This window comes from Polynucleobacter sp. IMCC30063, from assembly GCF_021395235.1.
Classification (GTDB): domain Bacteria; phylum Pseudomonadota; class Gammaproteobacteria; order Burkholderiales; family Burkholderiaceae; genus Polynucleobacter.
In genome coordinates, this window is record NZ_JAJVCQ010000001.1 from 154,252 (window position 1) to 177,591 (window position 23,340).

General features: G+C 46.6%; 21 protein-coding genes, 1 pseudogene and 1 riboswitch. Of the genes and pseudogenes, 6 read left to right on the plus strand and 16 right to left on the minus strand.

The window, feature by feature from the left end:
- Positions 1–54: 54 nt before the first annotated feature.
- The 5 genes from glmS to LZG75_RS00815 are packed head-to-tail and all read right to left on the minus strand — an operon-like array spanning position 55 to position 5,485.
- Entirely contained in the window at positions 55–1,887 is a 1,833-nt protein-coding gene (gene glmS, locus LZG75_RS00795) for a glutamine--fructose-6-phosphate transaminase (isomerizing) (RefSeq protein ID WP_233924433.1), read from the minus strand.
- The gene (glmU, locus tag LZG75_RS00800; protein ID WP_233934780.1) at positions 1,888–3,333 is read right to left on the minus strand and encodes a bifunctional UDP-N-acetylglucosamine diphosphorylase/glucosamine-1-phosphate N-acetyltransferase GlmU; all 1,446 of its coding nucleotides are present in this window, start codon (positions 3,331–3,333) and stop codon (positions 1,888–1,890) included.
- Complete coding sequence (gene ttcA / locus LZG75_RS00805; RefSeq protein ID WP_233934781.1) at positions 3,330–4,235, minus strand: tRNA 2-thiocytidine(32) synthetase TtcA; 906 nt, start codon at positions 4,233–4,235, stop codon at positions 3,330–3,332. Before ttcA ends, glmU begins: the two co-directional genes overlap by 4 nt.
- A 20-nt stretch (positions 4,236–4,255) precedes the next feature.
- Positions 4,256–4,651 carry a dihydroneopterin aldolase gene (locus tag LZG75_RS00810; RefSeq protein ID WP_233924430.1) on the minus strand — a complete coding sequence of 132 codons (396 nt, stop codon included), beginning with the start codon at positions 4,649–4,651 and terminating at the stop codon, positions 4,256–4,258.
- 9 nt (positions 4,652–4,660) lie between these two features.
- Positions 4,661–5,485, minus strand: coding sequence for an SDR family oxidoreductase (locus LZG75_RS00815; RefSeq protein ID WP_233924429.1), 825 nt, complete (start codon positions 5,483–5,485; stop codon positions 4,661–4,663).
- Between the two features lie 43 nt (positions 5,486–5,528).
- Here LZG75_RS00815 and LZG75_RS00820 point away from each other — a divergent pair, with 43 nt between their 5' ends.
- A complete protein-coding gene (locus LZG75_RS00820) occupies positions 5,529–6,710 on the plus strand; it encodes a class I SAM-dependent methyltransferase (RefSeq protein WP_233934782.1) in 1,182 nt (393 codons plus the stop codon).
- A 19-nt stretch (positions 6,711–6,729) separates the two neighbouring features.
- Here LZG75_RS00820 and LZG75_RS00825 read toward each other — a convergent pair whose 3' ends face one another.
- From LZG75_RS00825 to LZG75_RS00835, 3 genes are read right to left on the minus strand one after another with little or no spacing between them, the layout of a single operon-like run.
- A complete protein-coding gene (locus LZG75_RS00825; RefSeq protein ID WP_233934783.1) occupies positions 6,730–7,884 on the minus strand; it encodes a polynucleotide adenylyltransferase in 1,155 nt (384 codons plus the stop codon).
- Entirely contained in the window at positions 7,881–8,792 is a 912-nt protein-coding gene (locus LZG75_RS00830) for a complex I NDUFA9 subunit family protein (RefSeq protein ID WP_233934784.1), read from the minus strand. Before LZG75_RS00830 ends, LZG75_RS00825 begins: the two co-directional genes overlap by 4 nt.
- Positions 8,789–10,705, minus strand: a complete 1,917-nt coding sequence (locus LZG75_RS00835; RefSeq protein WP_370635391.1) for a transglycosylase SLT domain-containing protein — start codon at positions 10,703–10,705, stop codon at positions 8,789–8,791. Before LZG75_RS00835 ends, LZG75_RS00830 begins: the two co-directional genes overlap by 4 nt.
- Before the next feature lie 147 nt (positions 10,706–10,852).
- On the opposite strand from LZG75_RS00835, the gene LZG75_RS00840 reads away from it, so the two are divergent.
- A complete protein-coding gene (locus LZG75_RS00840; protein WP_233924424.1) occupies positions 10,853–11,470 on the plus strand; it encodes a 5-formyltetrahydrofolate cyclo-ligase in 618 nt (205 codons plus the stop codon).
- Positions 11,471–11,495: 25 nt separating this feature from the next.
- On the opposite strand, the pseudogene metF reads toward LZG75_RS00840, so the two are convergent.
- The 3 genes and pseudogenes from metF to metK all read right to left on the minus strand — a co-directional run.
- A pseudogene (gene metF, locus LZG75_RS00845) lies at positions 11,496–12,335 on the minus strand (methylenetetrahydrofolate reductase [NAD(P)H]); the annotation flags it as partial.
- Positions 12,336–12,368: 33 nt separating this feature from the next.
- Complete coding sequence (ahcY, locus tag LZG75_RS00850; protein ID WP_233924422.1) at positions 12,369–13,820, minus strand: adenosylhomocysteinase; 1,452 nt, start codon at positions 13,818–13,820, stop codon at positions 12,369–12,371.
- A gap of 62 nt (positions 13,821–13,882) precedes the next feature.
- A riboswitch (S-adenosyl-L-homocysteine riboswitch) is annotated at positions 13,883–13,976 on the minus strand.
- 91 nt (positions 13,977–14,067) lie between these two features.
- Complete coding sequence (gene metK / locus LZG75_RS00855) at positions 14,068–15,234, minus strand: methionine adenosyltransferase (RefSeq protein ID WP_233924421.1); 1,167 nt, start codon at positions 15,232–15,234, stop codon at positions 14,068–14,070.
- Between the two features lie 235 nt (positions 15,235–15,469).
- Here metK and LZG75_RS00860 point away from each other — a divergent pair, with 235 nt between their 5' ends.
- The 3 genes from LZG75_RS00860 to dapF are packed head-to-tail and all read left to right on the plus strand — an operon-like array spanning position 15,470 to position 18,141.
- Positions 15,470–16,330 (plus strand): lysophospholipid acyltransferase family protein, encoded by an 861-nt coding sequence (locus tag LZG75_RS00860; RefSeq protein WP_233934786.1) that lies wholly within the window; start codon positions 15,470–15,472, stop codon positions 16,328–16,330.
- 12 nt (positions 16,331–16,342) lie between these two features.
- Complete coding sequence (locus LZG75_RS00865) at positions 16,343–17,248, plus strand: lipid A biosynthesis acyltransferase (protein WP_233934787.1); 906 nt, start codon at positions 16,343–16,345, stop codon at positions 17,246–17,248.
- Complete coding sequence (gene dapF, locus LZG75_RS00870; protein WP_233924418.1) at positions 17,245–18,141, plus strand: diaminopimelate epimerase; 897 nt, start codon at positions 17,245–17,247, stop codon at positions 18,139–18,141. The genes LZG75_RS00865 and dapF overlap by 4 nt, the downstream gene beginning before the upstream one ends.
- A gap of 9 nt (positions 18,142–18,150) precedes the next feature.
- Here the strand turns inward: dapF and pyrE are convergent, their stop codons facing one another.
- Complete coding sequence (gene pyrE / locus LZG75_RS00875) at positions 18,151–18,837, minus strand: orotate phosphoribosyltransferase (protein ID WP_233934788.1); 687 nt, start codon at positions 18,835–18,837, stop codon at positions 18,151–18,153.
- Between the two features lie 8 nt (positions 18,838–18,845).
- Between pyrE and LZG75_RS00880 the strand changes: the two genes are divergently transcribed.
- Positions 18,846–19,628 (plus strand): exodeoxyribonuclease III, encoded by a 783-nt coding sequence (locus LZG75_RS00880; protein WP_233924416.1) that lies wholly within the window; start codon positions 18,846–18,848, stop codon positions 19,626–19,628.
- Positions 19,629–19,644: 16 nt separating this feature from the next.
- Here the strand turns inward: LZG75_RS00880 and LZG75_RS00885 are convergent, their stop codons facing one another.
- Genes LZG75_RS00885 through slmA form a run of 4 tightly spaced genes read right to left on the minus strand, consistent with a single transcriptional unit; the run spans position 19,645 to position 23,336 of the window.
- Positions 19,645–20,997: an MFS transporter gene (locus LZG75_RS00885; RefSeq protein WP_304610425.1), complete on the minus strand. Its 1,353-nt coding sequence runs from the start codon at positions 20,995–20,997 to the stop codon at positions 19,645–19,647.
- Positions 20,960–21,541 carry a methionine biosynthesis protein MetW gene (gene metW, locus LZG75_RS00890; RefSeq protein ID WP_233924415.1) on the minus strand — a complete coding sequence of 194 codons (582 nt, stop codon included), beginning with the start codon at positions 21,539–21,541 and terminating at the stop codon, positions 20,960–20,962. The genes LZG75_RS00885 and metW overlap by 38 nt, the downstream gene beginning before the upstream one ends.
- Positions 21,538–22,677, minus strand: coding sequence for a homoserine O-acetyltransferase (locus LZG75_RS00895; RefSeq protein WP_233924414.1), 1,140 nt, complete (start codon positions 22,675–22,677; stop codon positions 21,538–21,540). Before LZG75_RS00895 ends, metW begins: the two co-directional genes overlap by 4 nt.
- The gene (gene slmA / locus LZG75_RS00900; protein WP_233924413.1) at positions 22,674–23,336 is read right to left on the minus strand and encodes a nucleoid occlusion factor SlmA; all 663 of its coding nucleotides are present in this window, start codon (positions 23,334–23,336) and stop codon (positions 22,674–22,676) included. The genes LZG75_RS00895 and slmA overlap by 4 nt, the downstream gene beginning before the upstream one ends.
- Between the last annotated feature and the right edge of the window lie 4 nt (positions 23,337–23,340).

A 23,340-nucleotide genomic window follows, 5' to 3' on the forward strand; every position in this document is an offset into this window, starting at 1 on the left:
CTTATTTAAACACAAATGTGCATTTTCCCCTGATTCTTAAAGGGATTAAATGAACTACTCCACCGTCACGCTTTTAGCTAAATTACGGGGTTTATCGACGTCGGTACCCCGCGCACAAGCAGTATGGTAAGCCAATAATTGCAGGGGGACCACCTGCAAGATGGGCGAGAGATCGCCATAGTACTCGGGCAGGCCGATGACATGAATACCGTCACTACTTTTCATTTGTGTATCGCGGTCGGTAAACACATACAACACCCCGCCCCGGGCTTTGACTTCCTGCATATTCGATTTTAATTTTTCCAATAAAGCATCATTGGGCGCAACCGTAACAACCGGCATTTTTTCGGTTACTAGCGCCAACGGCCCATGCTTTAACTCACCAGCAGGATAAGCCTCGGCATGAATATAAGAAATTTCTTTTAACTTAAGAGCACCTTCGAGGGCAATGGGATAGTACAAACCACGTCCTAAAAAAAGCACGTTTTCACATTTCGCAAATGCTTCGCTCCAAGCAATGATTTGTGGCTCGAGAGCCAAAACCGCATATAAGGCTTTAGGCAATCGGCGCAAGCGACGTAGTAAGTCTTTTTCTGCCTCGGGATTTAAGGCCCCAGCACGCTTGGCAATAGAGGCAGCTAATATATACAGCGCCACTAACTGCGTGGTAAAGGCCTTGGTTGAGGCTACGCCAATTTCAGTACCCGCTTTAGTAATAAAATGCCATGGTGTTTCACGCACCATTGCACTACTAGCCACATTACAAATTGCCAACGTAAAACGCTGTCCCAAACTTTTAGCGTGACGTAAAGCAGCGAGCGTATCGGCAGTTTCCCCCGATTGAGATATCACGATTACCAAGGTATTTGGCTTGGAAACCGTTTTTCGATAACGATACTCACTAGCAATTTCAACTTGCGTTGAAATACCACCTAAGTCTTCAAGCCAATACTTACCAACACAGGCGGCATAATAACTCGTGCCACAAGCCAAAATTAAAATTTGCTCAAACTCTAACCACTGCTGCGGGTTAGCGCCAAATAATTCTGGACCAAAGCTGCTCACATTCGCCAAGGTATCTGCAATAGCGCGGGGTTGTTCAAAAATTTCTTTCTGCATGAAATGGCGATAAGGGCCTAAATCAACGGCCTCAGCCTGTGCTGGCATGGGCTTACTTTCACGCGTTAAAATTACCCCGTCATGATCTATTATTTGAATGGTGCTGCTTGTGACGATAGCAATATCGCCCTCCTCTAAATAAAGCATCGATTCAGCTTTACCCGCTAGTGCTAGCGCATCTGATGCTAAGAAATTTTCTTGCCGGCCAAATGCTGCAACCAAGGGCGATCCCGCTCTGGCGCCAATCAGGGTTTGCGGATTGTCTTGCGCTATTACCGCTATCGCATAAGCGCCATACAAACGGGGCAACACCAACCGTACTGCCAAAGCTAAATTTCGTTCGACTTGTGCGGCATAAACTTGGTGAATTAAATGGGCAATGACCTCGGTATCAGTTTCTGAAGTAAAAATGTAGCCTGCTTGCATTAATTCAGCGCGTAAGCTTTCATAATTTTCAATAATGCCGTTATGCACTACCGCAATCAAATTTTGTGAAATATGGGGATGCGCGTTTTCCGTATCTGGCTTACCGTGAGTGGCCCAGCGGGTGTGTGCAATACCTAGCGTGCCTGAAAATTGATTGGCTTGCGCAGCTAAATCGGCAACGCGCGCAGTAGTGCGGGCCCGCTCAATTGGATGCAGGGGGTTTGCTGCATTAATCAGGGCAAACCCACAAGAGTCGTAGCCGCGATACTCTAAGCGGCGTAAACCCTCAATGAGAATTTCAACGACATTATGTGCTGACACTGCACCAACTATTCCGCACATTTATTTTTTTCCCTTGCTTGATAATTTTTTCTTTGCAAGTACTTTTTTTTCTGGACGTTGCCATGGCACTGAAACTTGTTTAGTGCGTGATACGGTCAGTTGATTTGCAGGAGCATCTTTAGTTAAGGTGGTGCCCGCACCTAATGTAGCTCCGCGCCCTACTTTAACTGGAGCAACCAGTTGCGTATCTGAGCCGATAAAGACATCATCTTCAATAATGGTTTGATGCTTGCTAACCCCATCATAATTACAAGTAATTGTGCCCGCCCCAATGTTCACGCGCTTGCCCACGGTGGCGTCACCCACATACGCTAAATGATTAGCTTTACTGTGCGCACCCAATTGACTATTTTTTACTTCGACAAAATTACCAATATGAACATCGTTAGCTAAATTAGCGCCAGGCCGTAAACGTGCGTAGGGGCCAATGCTGCAATCATCACTAATTATTGCCCCATCTAGATGGCTAAAGGCTTGAATTATTACGCGCTTGCCAACTTGGGTATTTCTTAAAACACAGTTAGGCCCGACCTGAACCCCTGTTGCTAAGGAAACGTCGCCCTCAAACACGCAGCCAATATCAATGAAGACATCTTGACCACATGTTAATTTACCCCGCACATCAAGGCGCGTAGGATCGGCGAGAGAAACGCCATTACTTAATAAATTGCTCGCAATTTCCTGCTGAGCAATCCGCTCTAAGGCGGCTAGTTGAGCGCGATCATTAACGCCAAGCGTTTCCCATACATTCGTGGCCTGGGTAGTGCGAATCGGTACGCCATCTTTAACGGCCATCGCAATTACATCGGTTAAATAATATTCTCCCTGCGCATTACTAGCCTTTAAAGCCTTGAGCCAATGCTTTAGATGCTGGCTTGGCAACACCATCATGCCGGTATTAATTTCTTGAATTGTGCGTTGCTGCCGAGTGGCGTCTTTTTCTTCAACAATAGCCGTTACTTCACCTGCAGAATTGCGCATAATGCGGCCGTACCCCTGAGGATCTACCATGTCTTGCGTCAATAGGGCTAAAGCTGAATCTTGACCCGCAACACCATCGGCCAATTGAATTAAGCGCTTTAAGGTCGAGGGGCTAATTAAAGGTACATCACCATATAAAACTAGGGTTGGCACAGCTGGGTTTAATTTGGGCAAGGCTTGCAATAAGGCATGTCCCGTTCCATTTTGCTTGGCCTGTAAAACGGTATCTATTTTGGTGGCGAGTTTTAAGGTGGCTTTATTTTGTTCTGCAAAAGTCATTAAAAATTGGCTTACGAGCGGCGCACCGTGGCCAATGACTACCAGTGGAGCTGTTTTGGGGCTAATACTCAAGGCAGTTTCAAGTACATGCTGCAACATGGGCTTACCAGCCAATCTTTGCATTACTTTAGGCAAGGCAGAGCGCATGCGCTGACCTTGTCCGGCTGCCAGAATAACGATATTCATAAGCTTGCAGTATAAGTGCCTAGAGGGCCGCTTATATTTGTAGGCAGTGCTGGAGTGCTCTCATCAAACGCTTTATCCCCATCACGTTCGGGCATGAAGCCTGCTAGCGCTTCGGCTAATTCAAGATTTTTAAAGTTAAATGCGGTGCTATCAAGTAAATGCGAAGGCACAATTTGATGCAGTGCGCGAAACACATTTTCGACTCTACCAGGATTTTTTTTCTCCCAATCGCGTAACATTTGCTTCATTGCACCGCGTTGCAAATTGGGTTGGCTGCCACAAAGATCACAGGGAATAATCGGAAACTGCATGACGCCAGCATAACGCTCAAGTAAGCGCTCTGGCACATAGGCCAGTGGACGAATCACAATATGTTTACCGTCATCAGAACGCAATTTAGGCGGCATCGCCTTTAATTTTCCGCCATAGAATATATTCAGCAAGAAGGTTTCTAAAATGTCGTCACGATGATGTCCTAGAGCAATTTTAGTTGCGCCTAACTCGCTCGCAACGCGGTATAAGATGCCACGCCGCAAACGCGAACACAAGCCACAGGTTGTTTTCCCTTCGGGAATCACACGCTTCACAATACTATAGGTGTCTTGTGTCTCAATATGAAATGGGACAGGTAGGCTAGCCAAATAATTAGGTAATGTAGCGGTCGGAAAATTAGGTTGCTTCTGATCTAAGTTAACCGCAATGATGTCAAATTGAATTGGTGCTCGCTCTCTGAGCTTCAACAAAATATCAAGTAAGCTGTAACTATCTTTGCCGCCAGAGACGCAGACCATTACCGTGTCGCCAGGGCTGATCATATTAAAGTCACCAATCGCTTGGCCAACCATGCGAGTTAATTTCTTTTCTAGCTTATTTTCCTCAAATACAACTTTGCGGGCATCCATTTTATTCGGCCTATAACTTATTAAGTTGGCTTGATACGAAAAATTTCAACCCCCACCGAAGCGCAGTCGGGATAAACATCGGGCTTTGCAGTAGAAATGCGCACTGCAACCACCTTCGGGTGCTCCAGCATCGCATCGGCTATCGTGTCACATAAAGTTTCTTGTAAATGAATATGGCCCTTTTGGGTGCGTAAGCGTATGGTTTCCCGCATAAAGTCATAATCAACGACTTCCTCTAAGCGATCTTCTTTAGGCGTATTGATTTGAATTGGAATATACAAATCGACATTGAGAATCACGCGCTGCTCGGCTTTCTTTTCATGATCATGCACGCCAATGTTGATATATACCTCGTAATCTTCTAAAAATAAACGTCGGTACTCCATTAGATTTAGGAGGGGATGAGTGACTTGCATAAATTTGACCTAAGGTGTGGTAAACATAATATCGCGGGTAGAGGGGAATAAATGTTGGCCCCCGTCAACGTAAAGTGTAGTGCCAGTTATCGCTTTAGCGGTGGCTAAAAATACCGCTGCTTTGCCAATATCTTCCGCACTTGATGATCTTCCTAAGGGCGTCATTTGATGTGCCTGAGAAAATCCCAATGGAGTTTGGTCGCCCGAAGGCATCGTAATACCAGGAGCTAGACCGACAACACGCAGTTGCGGAGCAAAATCTAAGGCTAATAATTGGATTGCGCCTTGTAGTGCATATTTTGAAAGCGTATAGGAAAAGTAATCGGGATTGGGATTGATTAATTTTTGATCAAGTAATTGAATAGCGGCCGGTATAAAAGTGCGCTCTGTATTGCTGGTAATGCTAGATTGGGTTTTTTGCTGCAGATACATTAACTGGGTTAATAAAATGGGCGCTGCTAAATTCAACTTCATAGTGTCAAGCAAAAATGGGGTTCGCAAAGGATTTTCAAGCGAACTGGGCCGATCGTATTCAAAGCTAGCGGCGCTGTTAACTAAACACGCTAATGGACCAAAAGCCGTCTCAACGCTCGTAAATAACTGCTGTATGTCGGCTTCCATGGTTAAATCGGCTTGAAAGATTAAGCAACGACGGTTGAGTGACGTAATTTCAGCTTGGGTAGCCTGGGCTTCAGCATGCGAATGACCGTAATGTAAAGCAATATCCCAGCCCTGCCGAGCAAACTCAAGGGCGATCTCGCGACCCAAGCGTTTAGCGGCACCGGTAATTAATACGGGCCGATTTGGGTGTTGGTTGGAAGGGCTAATGCTCATGCAAACTGAAACTCTCTTAGACTTGTGAGTTATGGATATTACCTTGAGCAGATCAGAAATGGAGCGCACCCAGTTACTCCAGCAAAAAATTAAGGCCAAAATTAGCCAAAATGGGGGGTGGATTCCATTTTCAAATTACATGGAAATGGTGCTATATACCCCGGAATATGGCTATTACAGTGCTGGTTTGCCTAAATTTGGCCCTGCGGGCGATTTCATTACCGCTCCCGAACTAACACCCCTATTTGGCCAAACCATTGCCGCATGTTTAGCTCCCTGCTTGCATACCCTGCAGCAAGCCGGCTTACCAACCCGTATTTTAGAGTTTGGTGCTGGCAGCGGAAAACTGGCAGAAACCCTTGTGCAGCAGCTCACCCAACTTGGGGCGCCGCTGGCGCACTATGACTTTCTGGAAATTTCGCCCGATCTGGCAAAACGCCAACAAGCGCGCTTAGCAGAAGCCAAAAAGCAGCATGCTTGGCACACTGAACTAGGTTGGTTACAAGCAATGCCCAATGCATTTGTTGGCATCATCTTAGCGAATGAAGTTTTAGATGCTTTATCTTGTGAAGTCATCAAGCTGCAGCAAGGTCGCTGGTTTTTTCAAGGCGTTGGTGTTGTAGCTGAGCAGTTGCAGTGGTCAACTGGTGGAGAGGTGCCGACGGACTGGCTACCCCAAAACTTGCAAAATACCGATAACTTTCCTGAAGACTACACCACGGAAATTCATCCCCAAGCAAATGCCTGGATTCACACGCTCGCTAGCAGCTTACAAACCGGCTTATTTTTAAGTTTTGATTATGGCTTTCCGGCTCATGAGTTTTATCACCCGCAGCGTCAAGCGGGGTCGCTTATGGTTCACCATCGCCACCATAGCATTACTGATCCCTTTTATCTGCCAGGTTTATGTGATTTAACTAGCCATGTTGAATGGAGTGGCGTTAGTAACACAGCAATAGATGCTGGCGCAGATGCGCTTTATCTAAATAATCAGGCCAGTTTTCTGCTGGAGGCGGGCATTAGCGATTTAGCTTTACAAGCTGGCAATCCAAATAATCCAAAACAATTTTTACCCATTTCTCAAGCACTCCAAAAATTATTATCGGAAGCAGAAATGGGTGAGCTTTTTAAAGTCTTTGCTTTTACCAAAAACCTACGCACTTTTTTTCCCTTAGCAAAGGATTTATCGATATTGCCAGGTTTAGGTGGACGCAATCGCCTCTAGTTAAATAAGTTAAGGCGAGTTAGCAATAAGGCTCAATGGCCTTTAAGCGAGCTGCCTCGATGGCGATTCGAATCGCCTCCCCCGGATTGTTCTGGGCGCCAACTGACTGAGTATTGAGGTCTTGCAGGCGCGTATTCGCCTGCGCAATTTGTGCAGCGTCAACCGCTTGCGCGGCCTCTAATGCTAATCGTAAAGGCTCGGTAAGATAATTCAATTGTTGCAGTAAATGCAAGAGTGCATGGGTACGTTCGGGTTTGCGCCAGACATCAGCCCGATTAAACCAAGTCATTACCCCATGTGCGCTCAGCGGGCCTGCCAATACTAAATTCCGTAAAGCAGAAAAAAGAATGGCATAGTCACGAATTCGATGCGGCATGCGCACGTGTTCGGCCCATTGGGTAATATCGGCAGAAGATAAATTACTTAATACGACTGCACAAACATCGGCGGCTTTATTTTCACTGAGCGAAATTAAATTCAGCGCTATTGCTAAGGCTTTTGCCGCCTGCACATCGGCGAGCTGCTCCTCTGTGCCGTGAGCCAGCAGTATTGCCGCTGCCCCCGTTGCCTGAAACACCTCAAGCATCCGTAAGGGCTGAGTAGACCCAAAACCGCGTGATATTTCTTGCCAAACTCGCTCAGCCGATAAATCTTGTAACTCGCCAGAGCGGACAATGGTTTGCGCTACCTGCATTGTTTCTGGTGCAATTGCAAAGCTAGGCAGCGCTGCTGCAAACCGCGCCAGCCGTAATAAACGTAAAGGATCTTCGGCAAATGCAGGCGAAACATGGCGCAATATGCGGGCTGCTAAATCGGCTTGGCCGCCATATGGATCAATAATCGGCCCACTTAATTGCCCCGCGCTATCCAGCGCTTGTGCCATCGCATTAATTGTTAAGTCACGTCGCCCCAGATCTTCCTCCAAGCTGACATCGGGTTCAGCATGAAATGTAAAGCCCTGATAACCTCGACCTGTTTTACGTTCGGTGCGCGCTAAAGCATATTCTGCTTGCGTAGTCGGATGCAGGAACACCGGAAATTCACTGCCTACTGGTCGATACCCCAAAGCACTCATTTCAGCAGGGCTAGAGCCCACTACAACATAGTCAATATCATGCACTGGCAAGCCTAATAAAGCATCGCGAATGGCGCCGCCGACAGCATATATTTTCACGTCAGCATACTTTCTAGACGCTTACGAGCAAGGCCAAAATCGAGGGTGAGGGCATCGCGCCCATTGCTAGGTAATACATTAGGTAAACGCATTGAAGCAATATTATCGCGCGACATGAGGGTGGGGCCTGGACCATATTCAAAAGCCAAAGCCTGCAAATAGCCGATTGCCGCTGGCAGAGGAATAATCCAGCCTGGGGCATCCGCTTTACGAGCAGCAAATCGAACTAGGTCGGCCATCGAGAAAATTTCTGGGCCGACTAAATCAAAAACCTGATGAATGGTCTGCGGGCGCTGTAACGATTGAATAAAAGCCGTGGCGACATCATCCACACTTACAGGTTGAAATAAAGCCGTCGAATGGGCTAAGGGAATGACCGGAAAAATTTTAGTTAGCTTAACAAAGAGATTAATAAATTGATCCTCTGCCCCAAAAATTACGGAGGGTCGAAAGATAGTCCAATCTAAATGACTTTCTTTCACTAATTTTTCACCATCGCCTTTACTGCGTTGATACATTGAGGGGCCATTAGTATCTGCGCCTAGGGCACTCATGTGTAAATAGCGTTTTAACTTATTTGCCTTCATTGCGGCAATGATGTTGCGGGGTAAATCGACATGCGCCTGCTGAAAAAACTTGCCGTAGGGCTGGGCGGGCCGATCGTGCAACATGCCGATTAAATTAATCACCGCGCCCTGTTCAGTGAGTTGGGAACAAAGCGCCTGAATTACTTGGGCTTGATTGACATCGGCTTCTTGGAGATGAATATTGGGCAACAAGCGCAGATCGCGCGCGGCAGCTAAATGACGGGTTGGCAATAAGACTGAATAGCCTGCCGTTTGCAGTTTACGAGCGAGTACACGCCCCACAAATCCATTACCACCAATTAATAAAATTTGATATTTCATGGTAACTCGCTTTGATTTGCAGTTTTAGGCGCAATCACCCCAAGGCGTTGCTTAAGAGATGGTGTTTGTCCTGAGATCACCGTGGTGTAATAGTTAGCATTGGCTAGGACATTTTTAACATAGGTACGCGTTTCATTAAACGGAATCGTCTCAATAAAAATCGCCCCCTCTACAGGTCGTTCTAATTTTTCACGCCATTGTTTTGGCCTTGATGGGCCCGCGTTATAAGCTGCCGAGGCTAATACCCAAGAACCGTCGAGGTCTAGTAAAACCATATTTAAATAATTGCTTCCCAAGATCATATTGGTATTAGAGTCTTTTAATTGTTCAGCGGTAAATGAATTCATGCCAATTTTTTTTGCCACATACTTGGCCGTAGTTGGCATGACCTGCATTAGTCCAGATGCGCCGACTGAGGAGGCAGCATTAATGATAAAACGGGATTCCTGTCGGATCAGCCCATAAGCCCAAGCTAAATTTAAATTGATTTCACGGGCAATTGGCGTTAGCTCATCACGAAAAGGCATGGGGTAACGTAAACTCAAATCATGGTCGATTTTGGTTCGATCGGCTGAACTAACAACCCGATCAAACAGTTGTACTCGTTTGGCGTATTCAGCAGCAGCGATGAGTTGCTTATCTGTCATGCCCCGCAACTCCCAATTCCACTCGCGATTGCCTTCAAAGCGTAAATTCATGGCATAAAGCTTCGCACCCCTATTAAAACCCCGGCGCTCTGATAATGCCTTGACATCTTGCTCGGCAATCTTGGAGTGCACCGTGGCGCTATGCGCACCTTTGCCTAGCTCTTCACGCGCTAATTGCCCATAGAAATTAAATTGATCTTGAATGGCTTCAAACTGCTCACGCGCCCGCTGCTCAATTTTAGGATCTTGGGCGGCCGTTGCTTTCAGTGCACGCCCATACCAATAGGTCCAAGCGGGGTCTCGCTGGCGCACTGCCGGATTCATCCCCTCAATGGCCTCTTTAACCAAGACCCAGTCTTGGGCGCGCAGTGCCGCGCGTACTTTCCATTCTTGTGATTCGGTTGAAAGTAATTCATTAAAACCTAAATTTTGTTGTTCACGATACGCATCATCTGCTTTGGGGTCTAATTTTTTAGCTAAAAATTGACCAATAACACCCCAGGCAAGGGCTTGATTTTCTTTGTTGAAGCGGCTGCTATTTTGCAAAAAGTCGTTATATGTTTTACGCGGATCTTTGCTCGCACTCTTCACTATCTCGGCAATGGGATCTTCTCCGCCAATACGCCGCGACATCGTGTCATAACCCATTTCTGCAGCCGCCCGCCCAACTGCCTTTGCCTCACTAATACTCAGGCCATTCGCTGCCACTAAGAGCGGTACTAATTCTTGGCAGGCTTGCCCAAAATAACGGGGATCAATCAACACGGCTTTTGCTTCGATGCTGACTTTTTCTGCGCTTTCTCCTTTTGCTAAGCGAGATTGAAGGGCATAGCATTTCACCGCAGTATCGTCATCCAAGACAAACTTGGCATACTCAGCATCAAAATTACTCCAATCTTTTCTACGCCCCAAAACCAATAGCCAGTCATTGCGCATCCGATCGGCTAGCGCAGTTCCCTGATATTGATTTAAAAAGGCCTTAACCTGGTTGTCAGCTGAAGTATCGGCCCGGGCAGCGCCGCCAACATCAAAAAGTTGCGGCTTTATTCTAAAGTAGGTGACATAATCGTCAAACTCGTAATTGGCGAGACTACTAGCCAATTGCTGGGCACGAAAAACATCATTACGCTTAGCTGCTTCACGTAAATCAATAAATTCCTTGTCAGCCGGACTTAGCTCATCCGCATTTATTTTACTGGCATAGGATTGCGGTAACTTAGACTTTTTAGTTGCCGCTTCGACAGCGGTAACACCTAATAAAGCCATGCATAAAAGCCCTGCTACTAGGTCTAGTAGCCATTTTTTACTTAAATTCTGCTTTGGTACTAACTCTTGCATTGGCTGGTCGACAAGCCGATTGGATTGCTGCATGTTAAATTGACTTTCTATTCTTTCAACATAATACTGTTTACCATGACAATTGATCCCTTCCAAGAGCTCCGCAAAGATTTGCTTGGGCAGCGTATCGCTTTCACGCGCGCGAATGACTACATTGATTTAAAGGATAGGCTGATTTTGGCGCTAAATCAATTTCTAGCTGGGCCGGGAGCAGGTATTGAATCCATTGCACTATATAGCCCCATCCGCAATGAGGTTGATTTTCGTCCCGCCCTAATACATTGGGCACAACAGGCTAGCTCTCGAAAGTTAGCCCTGCCTTTAGGGCTAGCCAATAAGCAACTTGATTTTTATGAATGGCGCAGTGGCGATGCATTGATTAAAAATAATTTTGGCATTCTCGAGCCTAACCCCCACAACCTAGAGCGCCCGAAAATAGATCCCGATTGCATTCTTCTGCCCGTTGTAGGATGGTCGCGATCACAAGAAAATGGTCACTCACGTTATTGGCGTCTTGGCTATGGCGGCGGCTACTTTGATCGCACCCTGCTAGCCCTCAAAACCCGCAAGCCAAGCACGATGAATATTGGGGTTGGCTTCGATTGGCAAGAATTAAGCCCGTCTCAATGGAAGCCTCAAGCCCACGATCAAGCCTTAACTTATTTGCTCACCGAATCGGGACTGCACCAATAAGTGCTGGGGCTTACTTGAGTGCGTATTATTGTTGGCCGAGACTTAAATTATTGGCAATTGCCAAAATAGCATTTGCCTGGTTTAAAGCATAAAAATGGAAACCGGGCGCTCCCGCTACAAGCAGTTGATCGCAGAGATCGGTAATGACCTCCTCACCAAATGCGCGAATCGATGCAACATCATCGCCGTAAGATAAAAGCCGTAGACGAATCCAGCGCGGTACCTCTGCGCCACAAGAATCAGAGAAACGAATTAACTGACTACTATTGGTAATGGGCATGATGCCCGCAATAATGGGTTGAGTCACACCTAGCGCAAAAGCCTCATCGACAAAACGAAAATAGGCATCGCTATTAAAAAAATACTGGGTTATGGCTGAATTTGCACCCGCCTGCATTTTTTGCGCAAAGAAAGCAACATCGCTGGCTGGTGAGCGCGCTTGCGGATGCATTTCAGGATAGGCGGCGACATCGATATGAAACCAATCACCTGTTTCGGCACGTATAAATTCTACTAACTCATTGGCATGATGAAACTCACCATATTGCCCCATTCCTGAAGGCAGATCGCCACGCAAGGCGACGAGGCGATGAATGCCTAAATCACGATATTGCATCAACATCATTCGAACGTTTTCTTTAGAGCTGCCGACACAAGATAAATGAGGTGCAACCATTTGGCCAGCCGTGTGAATTTCACTGACGACTTTTAAAGTGCCTGCCTGTGTCGAACCGCCAGCGCCAAAAGTTACCGAGTAAAAAGCGGGCTTAAGCTCGGCGGTTAAACGCTCGCGTACGAGCCGTAATTTTTCCTCACCCTCGTTTGTTTTTGGCGGAAAAAATTCGACGCTCAGTTCCATAATCTTGGCCTGTTCTGCAAATTGAGAAGTTTTGCTCGCTTAATAACGATAATTTTCAGGCTTATATGGGCCTTCTTTGCTTACACCAATATACGTTGCCTGCTGAGCAGAAAGTTCAGTTAATTGCGCGTTTAATTTTTTCAGCTGTAAACGGGCGACCTTTTCATCTAGATGCTTAGGCAAGGTATAAACGCCAATCGGATATTTCTTGGTACCGACAGCGCCCCACAATTCAATTTGGGCAATCACTTGGTTTGCAAAAGAAGAACTCATCACATAAGAAGGGTGACCAGTACCACAACCTAAATTAACTAAACGCCCTTTAGCCAAAATAATTAAGCGCTTTTCTGGCTTACCATTCGCAGCTGGGAAAATCACATGATCGACTTGTGGCTTGATTTCTTCCCACTGATATTTTTCAATGCCGGCAATATCGATTTCATTATCAAAGTGGCCAATATTACAAACAATCGCTTGGTCTTTCATGAGCTTCATATGTTCTTCGGTAATGACATGGTAATTACCCGTTGCCGAAACAAAAATATCGGCCTTGTCGGCAGCATAGTCCATCGTCACAACCCGATAACCTTCCATGGCTGCCTGTAAGGCGCAAATAGGATCGACTTCAGTTACCCAAACTTGCGCGGACAATGCTCGTAAGGCTTGAGCAGAACCTTTACCGACATCGCCATAACCGCATACAACTGCCACCTTGCCGGCAATCATCACGTCAGTAGCGCGTTTAATCGCATCAACTAAAGACTCACGGCAACCGTATAAATTATCGAATTTACTTTTCGTGACCGAATCGTTGACATTAATAGCTGGAAAACGTAAATCACCCTTAGCGAACATTTGATATAAACGGTGTACACCGGTAGTTGTTTCTTCAGTAACGCCCTCAACTTTAGCTAAACGGGTTGAGTACCAAGTTGGGTCACTCGCCAGTTTCTGTTTAATGGCAGCAAATAAAATAGTCTCTTCTTCGCTAGTCGGGTGGTTTAAGACTGCCTGATCTTTTTCGGCTTTTGCGCCTAGGTGTAGCAGCAAGGTGGCATCGCCACCATCATCCAGAATCATATTGGTGAAGCCGCCATCAGCCCACTCAAAAATACGGTGGGTGTAATCCCAATACTGCTCGAGTGATTCACCCTTAATGGCAAATACAGGAGTGCCATTAGCGGCAATTGCAGCTGCAGCATGGTCTTGGGTGGAAAAAATATTGCATGAGGCCCACTGCACTTCAGCGCCAAGCGCTTCTAGGGTCTCAATGAGCACAGCGGTTTGAATGGTCATATGCAAAGAACCGGTAATGCGAGCTCCGCGCAGTGGTTGACCTGCCGCAAATTCATTACGAATTGCAATTAAGCCGGGCATTTCGGTTTCAGCAATCGCAATTTCTTTACGGCCAAAACTTGCTAAGGAAATATCAGCGATTGCGCAGCGAGTTGCGACAAAATCATTTAAATTGAAATCAGCTACGGTATTCATTCCTGCTCCAGCTAAATAGAGATCAATGCTGGGGCAAGTAAACTCGCCAACCATTGACCACGGGTTAGCGAGCGCAGTTGCAAAAGCAGACTAGGTCTGCCCTCTTCAAGCCTGGGGAGGCAATTCAATTAGCCCCTTGCAACGCTCCTTGAAGATCTGGTTAAATTGTAAACACTTTTTTAGCTTCCTGCATAACTTCAGCTAAGTTCGCTTGAAAGCCTTATCAGAACAGACTTTCAAGCGTACATTAAATTCCTGCTGCGGCTTTCAAAGCGGCAGCTTTATCACGCTGCTCCCACGTAAAGTCGGGCTCTTCGCGCCCAAAATGCCCATAAGCAGCAGTTTTACGATAAATCGGTCGCAATAAATCGAGCATTTTGACAATCCCTTTAGGACGTAAATCAAAGTGCTCAGCTACCAATTGGGCAATTTTTTCATCGGCAATTTTGCCGGTGCCATACGTGCTCACCATCACGGATGTGGGGTGCGCCACTCCAATTGCATACGAAATTTGAATGAGACAACGCGTCGCTAGCCCTGCAGCAACAATATTTTTTGCCACGTAACGCCCTGCATAGGCTGCTGAGCGATCTACCTTAGAAGGGTCCTTGCCCGAAAATGCGCCACCGCCGTGCGGCGCTGAGCCACCGTAGGTATCTACAATAATTTTTCGGCCTGTCAGGCCGCAATCTCCCTGCGGGCCACCAATTACAAAGCGGCCAGTCGGATTGACCAAGTATTTAATCGCGCCTTTAATTAAATGCTTAGGCAGGACAGGCTTAATAATTTCTTCAATCACCCCTTCGCGCAAGCGCTCTAAGGAAATATCCTCAGCATGCTGCGTCGAGAGTACGACCGTGTCGATTGAGTCTGGCTTGCCATCAACGTAACGTAAAGTAACTTGCGATTTGGCGTCGGGGCGTAACCAATTTAAACGGCCGTCTCGGCGTAATTGCGATTGACGCTCGACTAAACGATGGGCCAAGTGTATTGGCATAGGCATTAGCTCAGGGGTTTCATCACAAGCATATCCAAACATTAAGCCTTGATCGCCAGCGCCTTGATCTAAGCCGTCATCGGCCGCATGGTTGACGCCCTGAGCAATGTCGGGACTTTGTTTATCGTAGGCGACCAAAACCGCGCAGCCCTTGTAATCAATGCCATATTCGGTATTGTCATAGCCAATTTCGCGCAAGGTATTCCGCGCAACTTGAATGTAATCGACATTGGCGTGAGTGGTAATTTCACCCGCAAGCACCACTAAACCCGTGTTGCAAAGTGTTTCTGCAGCGACTCGCGCGGTCGGATCTTGGGTCAAGATGGCATCTAAGATGGCATCAGAAATTTGATCAGAAACTTTATCGGGGTGGCCCTCAGTAACTGACTCTGAGGTAAAGAAATATTCGTTTGCCATTGCATTTTCCTTATTAAAAAATAAACACGACTTAAATGACAACAGACGTGCCGGAAATACAACGGCGACGCTTTAGCAGAATTTTTGAATCGCCCCGCAAGTTGTCTTAACTCGGCGATAGTGCTATTTTAACTGAAAAAATGCCTACTTACTAAAGGGGTTGATCCTCCAGTAGATGGGTCTGAAGTTCAGCCTGATTTTGTCTGTGTTCGGACTTTATGAATATCATTATCAAATGCTTTCTCCATTAATTAACCTCATGCTCCGCATTGTGGCTGCCCTGCCTTTAGCAGTTGCGCAAGGTTTTGGTGGCTTTTTGGGCTATGTTGCTTATCTAGCCTCTGCTAAGTATCGCGCCCTTTTTAAGGCTAATTATGCTGAGGCCTTAGCGGCAAGCCAGCTCAAATGCCAATATTTAAAGGCTATTCCGGGTTCTGGAATGCTGCTTTCCGACAGTCTGTGGATCTGGCATAACCCCAAAAAAGCCCTTGCTTTGGCTGAGGTTAGCAACTGGAGTCTAGTTGAGGCAGCGATCGACGAGGGTCATGGCCTCATCATGCTCTGTCCCCATTTAGGTGGTTTTGAAATTATTCCGCGCATTTTGGCAAACCATTTTCCAGCCACTATTTTGTACCGCCCTGCCAGACAAGATTGGTTGAATAAAGTGATTGAATCGTGGCGCGCTTACCCCAATATGCATTTTGTACCGACCAATCTGCATGGTGTTCGGCAAATGGTTAGGGCCTTGAGTCGTGGTGAGGCCATCGGCATTTTGCCAGATCAAGTGCCAAGCGGAGGCGAAGGTGTGTGGGCGCCTTTTTTTGGTCGCTACGCCTACACAACTACCTTGCCTGCTCGGCTGGCGGGTCGCAAGCAGATTCCGGTCGTGCTATTTTCTGCGCAACGTAAGGGTTTTGGGCAGGGCTGGCTTATTCATGCAGAACGCTTACCTACATTTTCTGATCACGCTACGCTCGCTGCAGCAGAATTAAATTTAGCTTTGGAAAAAATCATCTGCCGTGCTCCCAATCAATATATTTGGGCCTATAACCGCTTCAAGCACCCTAGTGGCGCAGAACTGCCCCCAACTCAGTAAAAAAATTTCATCATGCATTGGCTACAAACCACACTTCATTTTTTGGTCCTTGGTCTTTTGCGTTTTTTTTCTGTGATGCCTTATGCCCTCACCGTGCATACCGGCTATGCACTTGGATCGCTGGCAGCGCGCCTACCCAGCGAAAGAAAACATGTGGTTAAAACCAATTTGCGCTTATGCTTTCCGCAGCTTTCACCCGCTCAAATTGATGCCTTAGCTATAGCTCATTGGCGCCTCTTGGGACGAAGTGTCATCGAGCGCAGTCGAATTTGGATGGGTAGCCCCAAGCAAATAAGCGCAATGGTGGACATCAAAGCAGCCATTGAATTGGGTGATCGTAAACCTCGCTTATTAATCACTCCACACTTTGTTGGCATTGAGGGTGGCATCTTAGCGCTCTCCGTGCTAGCGCTTGACCACGACCTACCAAAAGGGACTGGTTTATTTCAAAACATGAAAAATCCTTTTTTTAATCAAAAAATTATTCAATGGCGCGAGCGTTTTGGCGGCAGATCGATTGCTCGGCAAAACCGCTTACGTGATCTATTACGTGAAATTCGAGCTGGTAATTTTGTTTTTATTGCGCCTGATATTGACTTGGGGCCTAAAGACAGTGTGTTTGTACCTTTTTTTGGAATACCAACGAGTACGGTTACTTCCGTATCACGCTTAGCAAAAATGGCTGGTGCTGAAGTTTGTTTAATGATTACGGCACTAAAGCCAGATGAAAGTGGCTATATTTGTTCCATCAGCAAGCCCATTGATGGCTTTCCTAGTGATGACCCCGTGGCCGATACTGCGCGCCTCAATCGACTCTATGAACAGGAGATTATTAAAAATCCCGCTGAATACTACTGGATCCATAAACGCTTTAAACATCGCCCTCCTGGCGAGCCTGGTTTATATTCAAGTAAATGACAACGCAATCACCACAAAAAATTCGCTTTACTAAAATGCATGGTGCCGGCAACGACTTTATTGTGCTGAACGGTATCACCCATGATTTGAGTGCGGTAACAAAAGACCAATGGCGTAAATTAGCCCATCGCCAACTTGGCGTGGGTGCAGATCAAATTTTGCTGGTTGAAAAAACCACGCTTCCGGATGCTGATTTTCGCTATCGGATTTTTAATGCAGATGGTGGTGAGGTTGAGCAATGTGGCAATGGCTCCCGTTGTTTTATCCGCTACATTCACGAGCAAGGACTTTCTACTAAGAATCCGCTGCGGGTCGAGGTGGCACATTCCATCATCACGCTTGAGGCGCTTGCTGACGGGCAAGTTAAAGTCAATATGGGCGCACCCATCTTTGAGCCCCAGCTTATTCCATTTAATCCGACTGGGCTACCATCCAAACTAGAGTTTCATGAAACCCTCTATGCCTTACCCATTAGCCGTAATGCTGGCACACATGCTGATTGGATCGCCGCCATATCGATGGGCAATCCCCATGCCATTCAAGTTGTCGATGATATTGAGAGCACCCCGGTTGGTACAGAAGGTGCGCAGATTGAGGCCAATTCGGCTTTTCCGCAGCGGGTCAATGCTGGCTACATGCAAATTCTGCACGCTCATGCCATACGCTTGCGGGTCTACGAACGCGGTGCGGGCGAAACACTTGCCTGCGGTACTGGCGCTTGTGCAGCGGTGGTTTCTGGCATTCGGCGCGGCTTACTGCTAAGCCCAGTACGGGTTGAAACTCGAGGTGGAATTTTAGAAATAGTCTGGCCTGGCATGCTTGATGGTCAGCCTCAAGCGGTTGAGATGTATGGACCCGCAATGACCGTTTTTGAAGGTGAAACTAGCCTCTAACGCTACTTGCTAAGCATTAATTCCGTACTTTAAGCGGTAAGCCTCAACCGCTGGCAAATACTGCTTTAAGTCCGTATCGGCTGAAGCGGTTAAAAAAGTCAGCAAATCATGCAGGCTAGCAATAGAAACGACGGGGATACCGAAGTCTTGTGAAATGCTTTGTACTGCAGAGTAAGCGCCTACATCAAGTGCGGTACCCGATTTTTCCATGCGATCAAGGGCAATTAAGACTGCGGCAGGCTCGCCCCCAGCAGCACGAATTAAATTCACTGATTCGCGTACCGAAGTGCCGGCCGAAATAACGTCATCCACAATCACCACTCGCCCCTGAATTGGAGCTCCCACCATCGTGCCACCCTCGCCATGATCTTTCGTTTCTTTCCGGTTATAGGCAAAAGGAATATTGCGCCCCTGCTCAGCTAGAGCAATGACGGTTGCCGCAGCCAAGGTAATGCCCTTATAAGCTGGGCCGTAGAGCATTTCAAACTGAATACCTGATGCCAATAAAGCCTTGGCGTAATACCGACCCAAAGCGCCTAATAAAACCCCGTTGCTAAATCCTCCGGCATTAAAAAAATAGGGTGATAGCCGACCCGCTTTCGTTTTAAACTCGCCAAACGCTAAGACACGTGCTTCGAGCGCAAAGCGAATAAAGTCGTGTTGATTATTTTGTATTTGATTATTTTGTGGGTTCATAAGCCTCTATGTTACGCATCATTTCCGCCAATCTCAATGGCATTCGTTCTGCCGTCAAAAAAGGCTTTTTGCCGTGGATGCAAAACCAAGCGCCTGATTTTGTCTGCCTGCAAGAGCTCAAAGCCCAGCGCGATGATCTAGACGAGACAATTTTGAACCCAACTGGTATGACTGGCTATTTTCATCATGCCCAAAAGAAGGGCTATAGCGGGTGCGGCATTTACTCTAGGCATCAACCCCAAGATGTACTTTATGGTTATGGTAATGCCGAATTTGATGCGGAAGGTCGGTATGTGGAAATACGCCTCAAGAATTTATCCATTATTTCTGTTTATATGCCATCCGGTTCTAGCTCACCTGAGCGACAAGCGGCAAAATTCCGTTTTTTAAAATCATTTCTACCGCACCTGCTGCAATTAAAAAAATCAGGACGTGAAATTATTCTCTGCGGTGATGTGAATATTGCCCATCAAGAAATTGATCTTAAAAATTGGAAAGGTAATCTGAATAATTCAGGCTTTTTGCCTGAAGAACGCGCTTGGCTGACGCATTTGTTTGACCAGGTCGGCTATGTAGATGTTTATCGCCACCTAGAGCCAGCGGCCAGTGATACCGGCTATACCTGGTGGAGTAATCGTGGCCAAGCGTATGCCAAAAACGTGGGGTGGCGCATCGACTACCAAATTGCTACCGGTGGCATTGCTGCTAAAGCAAAGGCAGCGCGTATTTACAAAATTGAACGCTTCTCCGATCATGCGCCCTTGACCATTGATTATGACTGGCCTATTTAAGGCGATCAAAAAATAACTACTCTGCTATTTTTTTGTTCTGCCCAATATTTAAATGCATCGTCAACCAAATCAGAATTAAGACAGGCGCGCCAATAATGGCTGTACTAATAAAAAAAGCTTGATAACCAAATGCATCTACAAATACGCCGGAGAAGCCCGCTAACCATTTGGGCAATAAGAGCATCATTGAACTAAATAGGGCGTACTGTGTTGCTGAATAGCGAATGTTTGTTAGTGAAGATAAGTAAGCAATAAATGCAGCGCTCGCTATTCCAGAACTTAAATTGTCAGCAGAAATGACCCAAATCAAACCCTGTAAATCATGGCCTTGGGCTGCTAACCAAGCAAATAAAAGATTGCTTACCGCCGATAACACAGCACCCACAAATAAAATGCGCATCACGCCAAAGCGCAGAGTTAAAACTCCGCCAATAAAAGCACCAAGCAAGGTCATGATGACGCCAAAGACTTTGCTCACGGCAGCAACCTCATCTTTGGTATAGCCCATATCTACATAAAAGGGGTTGGCCATAATGCCCATCACTACATCGCTGATCCGATAAATCGCAATTAAGGCCAAAATGATGATGGCTTGATAGTGATAGCGCTGAATAAATTCAGCGAAGGGTTCAATTAAGGTCTGATATAGCCAAGCTTTTGCGTTGCGTGCTTGCGGTAGTAAAACTTGTGCTGGTTCTTGACTAAATAAGGTGGTGATAACGCCAACACTAATTGAAGCGGCCATACAAAGATAAGCAAATTGCCAAGCACTAACATCATAAGATCCACTATCCGTCTCGACCCGCGCTGCCAGCCATAAAACGCCGGCACCGGCCCAGATTAGAGCGAGTCTATAGCCAGTTTGATAAGTGGCTGCCAAGGCCGCCTGATGATTGCTATCGGCCGATTCAATCCGAAATGCATCTAAGGCGATATCTTGCGTGGCAGAACCAAATGCCACAAGTAGTGCGCACCACACGATGGGATTCAATGCAACCTTAGGATCAATACTGGCCATGCCTAGTAGACCTAAAATAATTAAGGCTTGGGCAAAGAGCAGCCAACTGCGTCTGCGGCCAAACCATTTAGTGAGAAAAGGAATTCGCAGACGATCGACTAACGGCGCCCAAACCCACTTAAAGGCATAAATTAAACCAACCCAAGTTAAATAGCCAATGGTGCTACGATCAATTCCCGCCTCGCGCAACCAAAAACTTAAGGTGCCCAATATTAGTAAAAGAGGTAAGCCTGCAGAGAAGCCTAAAAAAAGCATTCGTAGACAAGGCCATTCGAGATAAACCCGAAAATCTTTAAGCCATGACTGAATTACATTAAGCACGTCGAATACGAAATAATGCCAAGCTGCCAAACAGATTGGGTAACAAAGTCACCTCTCTGCCTTCATGCAAAATACATTGATCAATCACCTTGAGACCCAAACTGGAAGCGAGTTTTTCAAAGTCGGCGACAGTTAAAACGCGCACGTTTGGCGTGTTGTACCACTGGTACGGCAGGCTCTTCGAAACTGGCATATGCCCAAAACCTACGGCTAGACGATGTGACCAATGGCCAAAATTTGGAAATGAGATAATCGATTCTTTCCCTACCCGCACTACCTCGCGCAAGATTTTTTCGGTCTGGTGGATAGTTTGTAGTGTCTGCGAAAGCACGACGGTATCAAAACTCTGATCGCCAAATAAAGCGAGGCCACCCTCGAGATTTTGCTGAATGACATGAATATCTTTTTGCACGCAGGCTAAAACCCGCGCATCATCTATTTCGACACCATAAGCTTGCACCGGTTTTTGCTGGCGTAAAAATTCTAGAAAACTACCGTCACCACAACCCAAATCTAGTACTTGGCTAGACGGGGCAATCCATTTGGCGATCGCAATAAAGTCAGCGCGCATCATACGCTAGCCTCATCCATGGTCTGAAAATAGGCCCGAATTAACTGGTGATAACGCGCATCATCTAATAAAAAAGCATCGTGGCCATGCGGGGCATCAATTTCGGCGTACGTTACAGCACTTTTATTAACCAGCAGAGCTTCAACAATTTCGCGACTACGATTGGGTGGAAAACGCCAATCGGTAACAAAACTAATTACCAAAAACTTCGCCTGCACTTCAGCTAATGCGCGACTCAAGCTACCCCCTGAGCGCCGCGCAGGATCAAAATAATCGAGCGCACGGGTAATTAATAAATAGGTATTAGCATCAAAATAAGTTGAAAATTTTTCACCTTGATGACGTAAATAACTTTCTACCTCAAACTCGACATCAAAACTAAAACGATATTCGTCAGGCGCTCCAGCAGGGCGTTGTAGTTCACGGCCAAACTTTTCTGCCATATCGTCATCGGATAAATAGGTAATATGTCCCACCATACGCGCTAAACGTAAGCCGCTTTTAGGCACCACACCATGCGCATAATAATTGCCACCATGAAAATCGGGGTCGGCAAGAATAGCATTTCTAGCTACCTCGTTAAAGGCAATATTTTGGGCCGATAGCTTGGGGGTTGATGCTACCGCTATACAGTGCCCAATACGCTTGGGGAATTGAATTGCCCAGGCAATCGCTTGCATGCCTCCGAGACTGCCCCCCATCACGGCAGCAAAACGCCGAATACCCAATTTATCGGCTAAACGTGCCTGAGTATTAACCCAATCTTCAACCGTAATTACCGGGAATTCGGCACCATAAAAAGTGCCAGTTGCCGGATTGATGCTCATTGGACCAGTTGAACCAAAACAAGAGCCTAAATTATTCACACCAATGACAAAAAAATGGTTGGTATCGACTGGCTTACCTGGTCCAACCATGTTGTCCCACCAGCCCATATCGCTGGCATCATCTGGATTGGGGCCGGCAACGTGGTGCGAGGCATTTAAAGCGTGACAAATTAATACTGCATTGCTTTTAGTGGCGTTCAATTTGCCATAGGTTTCGATCACTAAATCGTAACTAGCTAAGATTGCACCGCTTTGCAACGGCAAAGGCTCGGCAAAATGAATCGTATTACGAGAAAGGTTTAGCTCGCTCATTCTGAGAGCAAGATACGCAGGCTAAGTTCTGAAGCCTCTGTGGGTAGTTTTTTGAAGCCGCTGCGCGCAAAGCGATGCCAGCGTCCTAATATATAGCTCATGAGAATGGCGGCACGAATACTAATCTCTTCCTGCCCCAATTTGGCTATCTGCCCGCCTTGGGTTTGCGCAATCCGCAAAGATTGCTTGAGGGATGCCTCAACGCGGTCTAAAACCTGACTAATGCGCTCTTGTAAGCGCTCATCTTCTTGTAAAAGAGCGTCGCCCAACAGCACACGGGTCATCCCTGGATTTTTTTCAGCAAACGCCAATAGCATTTGCAAAATGCCGCGCACTTGGGCCAAACCCGATTCTTCTTTTTGGGTAATTTGGTTGATTAGCCCGAATACAGTTTGCTCAATAAAACCAATCAACCCCTCAAACATTTGCGCTTTACTAGCAAAATGCCGATATAAGGCGGCTTCAGAAACTTGAATTTTTGCTGCCAATGCCGCAGTCGTAACGCGCTCACCTTTCGGGTGTTGCAGCATTTCCGCTAATACTTGCAAAATTTGTAAGCGCCGTTCACCTGGTCGCGGCCGTTTACGCAGTTTGTCAGAGCCCTGACTCTCACCTTGAGATTCTGCTGCAAAGGGGGCGGATTCTCTACTCGGGCTCATTCAA

Bases quoted from the DNA above. Each gene is read 5' to 3' on its own strand.
- dapF (WP_233924418.1), top strand. From the start codon at position 17,245: ATGACAACGCAATCACCACAAAAAATTCGCTTTACTAAAATGCATGGT.
- slmA (WP_233924413.1), bottom strand. From the start codon at position 23,336: ATGAGCCCGAGTAGAGAATCCGCCCCCTTTGCAGCAGAATCTCAAGGT.
- LZG75_RS00865 (WP_233934787.1), top strand. From the start codon at position 16,343: ATGCATTGGCTACAAACCACACTTCATTTTTTGGTCCTTGGTCTTTTG.
- LZG75_RS00895 (WP_233924414.1), bottom strand. From the start codon at position 22,677: ATGAGCGAGCTAAACCTTTCTCGTAATACGATTCATTTTGCCGAGCCT.
- LZG75_RS00810 (WP_233924430.1), bottom strand. From the start codon at position 4,651: ATGCAAGTCACTCATCCCCTCCTAAATCTAATGGAGTACCGACGTTTA.
- metK (WP_233924421.1), bottom strand. From the start codon at position 15,234: ATGGCAAACGAATATTTCTTTACCTCAGAGTCAGTTACTGAGGGCCAC.
- ahcY (WP_233924422.1), bottom strand. From the start codon at position 13,820: ATGAATACCGTAGCTGATTTCAATTTAAATGATTTTGTCGCAACTCGC.
- ttcA (WP_233934781.1), bottom strand. From the start codon at position 4,235: ATGGATGCCCGCAAAGTTGTATTTGAGGAAAATAAGCTAGAAAAGAAA.
- LZG75_RS00830 (WP_233934784.1), bottom strand. From the start codon at position 8,792: ATGAAATATCAAATTTTATTAATTGGTGGTAATGGATTTGTGGGGCGT.
- glmU (WP_233934780.1), bottom strand. From the start codon at position 3,333: ATGAATATCGTTATTCTGGCAGCCGGACAAGGTCAGCGCATGCGCTCT.
- LZG75_RS00840 (WP_233924424.1), top strand. From the start codon at position 10,853: ATGACAATTGATCCCTTCCAAGAGCTCCGCAAAGATTTGCTTGGGCAG.
- LZG75_RS00835 (WP_370635391.1), bottom strand. From the start codon at position 10,705: ATGGCTTTATTAGGTGTTACCGCTGTCGAAGCGGCAACTAAAAAGTCT.
- LZG75_RS00860 (WP_233934786.1), top strand. From the start codon at position 15,470: ATGCTTTCTCCATTAATTAACCTCATGCTCCGCATTGTGGCTGCCCTG.
- LZG75_RS00880 (WP_233924416.1), top strand. From the start codon at position 18,846: ATGTTACGCATCATTTCCGCCAATCTCAATGGCATTCGTTCTGCCGTC.
- pyrE (WP_233934788.1), bottom strand. From the start codon at position 18,837: ATGAACCCACAAAATAATCAAATACAAAATAATCAACACGACTTTATT.
- LZG75_RS00815 (WP_233924429.1), bottom strand. From the start codon at position 5,485: ATGAGCATTAGCCCTTCCAACCAACACCCAAATCGGCCCGTATTAATT.
- glmS (WP_233924433.1), bottom strand. From the start codon at position 1,887: ATGTGCGGAATAGTTGGTGCAGTGTCAGCACATAATGTCGTTGAAATT.
- metW (WP_233924415.1), bottom strand. From the start codon at position 21,541: ATGATGCGCGCTGACTTTATTGCGATCGCCAAATGGATTGCCCCGTCT.